The organism is Intestinibacter sp. (assembly GCF_034113885.1).
GTDB lineage: Bacteria > Bacillota > Clostridia > Peptostreptococcales > Peptostreptococcaceae > Intestinibacter.
Genome location: NZ_JAXEWM010000159.1, coordinates 1 through 3,918 on the forward strand (window position 1 = coordinate 1; position 3,918 = coordinate 3,918).

The 3,918-nt window shown below is 28.4% G+C and carries 5 protein-coding genes; 3 read left to right on the plus strand and 2 right to left on the minus strand.

The genetic code is table 11. The annotated features are described in order from the left end of the window. Positions 1–375 (minus strand): hypothetical protein (locus SPD90_RS09690; protein ID WP_320925092.1); only part of this gene is annotated, 375 nt, incomplete at its 3' end. A gap of 318 nt (positions 376–693) precedes the next feature. Between SPD90_RS09690 and SPD90_RS09695 the strand changes: the two genes are divergently transcribed. Further along, a complete protein-coding gene (locus tag SPD90_RS09695; protein ID WP_290691950.1) occupies positions 694–840 on the plus strand; it encodes a hypothetical protein in 147 nt (48 codons plus the stop codon). A 13-nt stretch (positions 841–853) separates the two neighbouring features. On the opposite strand, the gene SPD90_RS09700 is transcribed toward SPD90_RS09695, so the two are convergent. Beyond that, positions 854–1,078 carry a hypothetical protein gene (locus tag SPD90_RS09700; RefSeq protein WP_320626507.1) on the minus strand — a complete coding sequence of 75 codons (225 nt, stop codon included), beginning with the start codon at positions 1,076–1,078 and terminating at the stop codon, positions 854–856. Positions 1,079–1,204: 126 nt separating this feature from the next. On the opposite strand from SPD90_RS09700, the gene SPD90_RS09705 reads away from it, so the two are divergent. Together SPD90_RS09705 and SPD90_RS09710 are read left to right on the plus strand one after the other, a co-directional pair. Beyond that, on the plus strand, positions 1,205–2,320 hold the full coding sequence (locus SPD90_RS09705; RefSeq protein ID WP_320925093.1) for a DUF3810 domain-containing protein: 1,116 nt from the start codon (positions 1,205–1,207) through the stop codon (positions 2,318–2,320). A gap of 174 nt (positions 2,321–2,494) precedes the next feature. Beyond that, positions 2,495–3,918, plus strand: a 1,424-nt coding sequence (locus SPD90_RS09710; protein WP_320925094.1) for an SEL1-like repeat protein, incomplete at its 3' end; no start/stop codon positions are given.

Here is a 3,918-nt window from a genome sequence, read left to right on the forward strand (position 1 = left end):
GCTAACCTTGAATAGATAGACTACTACAGCCGATAATGCTACAGATATAAAACAGGCAATTAATCCGACAACTAAAGAAATAAGTAGTATATGGTCTGGTAAGTACTGCTCTATTTTATGTGTGCGATTATCTGCTTTGAATTTGCCTTTTTCCATGTCTTTAGCTATCATAGGGATTACTATAAGAGCTAGTAGTGCACCTAATAAAAATGTCGTAAAGGCAAAATCACTTATTATATCTTTCGCTTCAAAGATTTTGTCTAAATGACCTCTCTCCATAAAATAAAATATTATAGCGTTGATTATACCATTTACTAATCCATATCCGATTAGACATTTAGAAAGTAAATAGCTTTTAAAATTGTTGTTTTGCATAGTTGACTCCTTAAGTTTAGTTTTTAATATTTTTCTAATTTTAGAATAATATTATACGTTTAAAAAAATTTATTAAAATTATTTTGATGACATGGAGTTGACTTTAAGTAGCAGAATTATTTTATAATAATATTATTTAGAAAGGCAAGTGAAAAATTATGGAAATATGTATACCTTAAATTTCAGTTTTTTGTAATAAATTTTTAAAAAATTGTTATTTTTATTTAAATCTAAGTACATAATTTTCATGTATTATATTATTAATGAATATGATAATATTGTATATCGAATAGTTTATTGAGATATGGAGGAAACGAAATGACTATAGATTTATTATTTAAAATAGCGATTTTTATCGTCTTGTTGGGCGTAGGTATAAAATTATTTAAATTTTTGTCGGGAGTAGTATTCAAGCTAGCATTAGTTATGGTAGTTGTGCTATTTTTTGTGCAATTGATAAAATAGAGGGAAATTCCCTCTATTTTTTTAAGTCGATATATGCATCGATTTGTGGTATGAATACCATGTTGTCCTTTATATGTGTATTTCCAAATTCTTTTAGATCTGTACCTGCTTCGTCTTTAGTTATTTTGTATTTGACCATATTGTCGTCTTTGATCTCGCCGTGAAAGTACATTCCTTCGTATTGCTTGAATCTAAAGTTGTATTTGTCTCTTGTCAGTTTTATTTTTATATCCTTCATAAGTTCACCTACCATCTTTTTTCTAATTTTAACATAAATGTTATTTTAATTCTATAAAAGCTTGATTTTGACTTTACATATCAAAGTATTATTAAATTGATGATATAATAAAATTGGAGGTAGAGTATGAAAAAATTTAGGAATATATGTTATATACTTTTTATTATTTCCATATTTATAAAATATATATCTGCAAAATACAGTTATTTTGTAGAGACTTATTATTCTAGAGGTATAGACGTCTATATAGTTAAGCTTTTAAGCAAGATAAGTTCTATTTTCGATTTTTCATGCTTTGAAATAATGATATATATATTTTCGATATCTGTAGTCTTATCTGTAGTGTATTTAATTTATAGAGCGTTTAAGGATCGAAGTAATTTTTTCAAAAGCTTAAAAAATGTTTTACTTAATTATTTAGCTTGTGTGTGTTTGATATATTTTCTATTTATTTTGCTCTGGGGAATCAACTACAACAGGGTAAGCTTGGATGATAGTATTAAAAAAGAATACAGTGAGTCAAACAACAGAGATATTTCACAAACAAGCTTTGATCAAGATGATTTAGCCGATTTATACGAGCTTTTAATAGATAAATGTAATGAAAGTAGAAAAATAGTAGATAGTTCAAATAGCGAGCTTCAAAATAATAGTCACGACATAAAAAATATTATTTCAGAATTAGAAAATGGATACGATAATGTAGAGATTTTGAATTTAAATAAGTTGGGAGGATATTCAAAGGCGAAAATAATACTTAGTTCAAGATGGCTTTCTTATACAAATATAACGGGCATATATTCTCCATTTACAGGTGAAGCTAATATAAATACTAATCAACCGTTAGTCAGTATACCATTTACTGTTTTACATGAGATGGCTCATCAAAGGGGATACGGAAATGAAAGCGATGCAAATTTTTTATCTTATATAGCCTGTATAGAAAATGAAAATCCATATGTAAATTACTCAGGGTATTTTATGGCCTTGAGATACACTGCATCTGCTCTTAGCAAGGTAGATTACGATGAGTTTGTGTTGCTTACAAAAGATATAGACGATGAAGTATTAGAGGATATAGATAATTACTCTAAGTTTTGGGAAAAATACCAAGGTAAAGTAAATGAAGTATCCGATAATGTAAATAATCTCTACTTAAAATCAAATAGGGTAAAGGAAGGAACTAAAAGCTATGGAAAGGTAGTAGATTTGTTGCTTTTATATTACTATCTATATGGATGAAAAACTCTATGAAGCTTAAATAATTACATTTTTATTAAATTTTAAGTTTTAAAACTAAATATGTACTATTTTGGTATATAATGTGTTATAGTATTAATTTATCTAGAAAAATCAATCAAATAATTAAAATAAAAATATATAAAGGAAATATAAAAAATAGGAGAAGAAATAAAAATGAGTAAGTTTTCTATAAAGAAAAAGAGTAAAGATGTGCCTACAGAAGCAGTATTGGCATATAGTAAGGGAAATATGCTTGAAAAAATAGGCAAAAAAGATCAAGCTATACAATCTTACATAATTGCTGGAAATCAAAACCATGTAAAAGCACAGTATAGATTAGGGGAACTTTATTTAGAAAAAAAACAATATGTAGAGGCAGAAAAATGGTTCTCTCTATCTTATAAAAACGGCAAAGATGATGCAGCATATGATTTGGGAAATATGTATTACAATATAGAGGGCTATGAGTATGCACTTTATTGGTACGAAAAACAGGCGTTAAATGGAGATTTAAGATGCCAAAATAATTTGGGAGTTGTACACTTTAAATTGAGGGATTTTCAAAGATCAGAAAAATGGTTAAAGACAGCCGCAAATGGAAATTCTGGAATTGCTTGTTTTAACTTAGGAAATTTGTATATCGTATCAGATAGAGAAGAAGATGCGATTGAATACTACAAAAAAGGTCATATATTGGGAAATGATGAGTGTAGATTTAATTTGGCTATTTTATATATGAAAAACGGCATGGAAAAGGAAGCTGTGAGCTTATATAAGCAATTATATAGAAGTGGATTTGAAAAAGGCTGCTACAATTTAGGCCTATATATGGAACTCAACGACCACAGAGATGAAGCCGAGAGATACTACAAAAAAAGCGCGGATAAAAACCATGTTAAATCTCAGTACAGATTGGCGTATTTATACGATGAAAAAAATTTCTATGAAGATGCCATAGAGTATTATGTAAAAGCAATAGAATCAAACCACACTTTATCTAAGCTTAGACTTGGAAATCTATACAACAGACAAAATGAAATTGAAAGCGCGAAGATGTATTACGATTTAGCTTCGAATGATTCTATGGTAGAGGCTAAAAATAATTTTGCTGGGCTTTATTTTGAAGAAAAAAATTACGAAAAGGCTATAAAATACTACGAAGAAGCAATAGCAGATGGATGTAAGGTGGCGATAGAAAATTTAGGGGATCTATATTATCAGACTAAAAATTATCAAATGGCCATATCTTACTACATGAAAAATTCAACTTGTGTGACTTGTCAAAAGAAATTAGCAGATATATACTTTGAGGCAGAAAACATAGAAGAAGCTATTTTATGGTATAAAAAGGCCTCTAATAATAAGGATATAGAATCTAGCTATAAGCTAGGCCTTATATACGAGGATTTAAACAGCTTAGAGGACGCTAAGAAATATTATCTATTAGCAGCACAGGAAAATCATTTAAACGCCAAATTACATCTAGGAAGAATATATTATAATGAAGGAAATTACGAAGACAGCAAAAAAATGTTAGATATATGTGCTAACGAAAACAACGCATATGCTCAGCATATGGTAGGGCTTATTTATGAAAA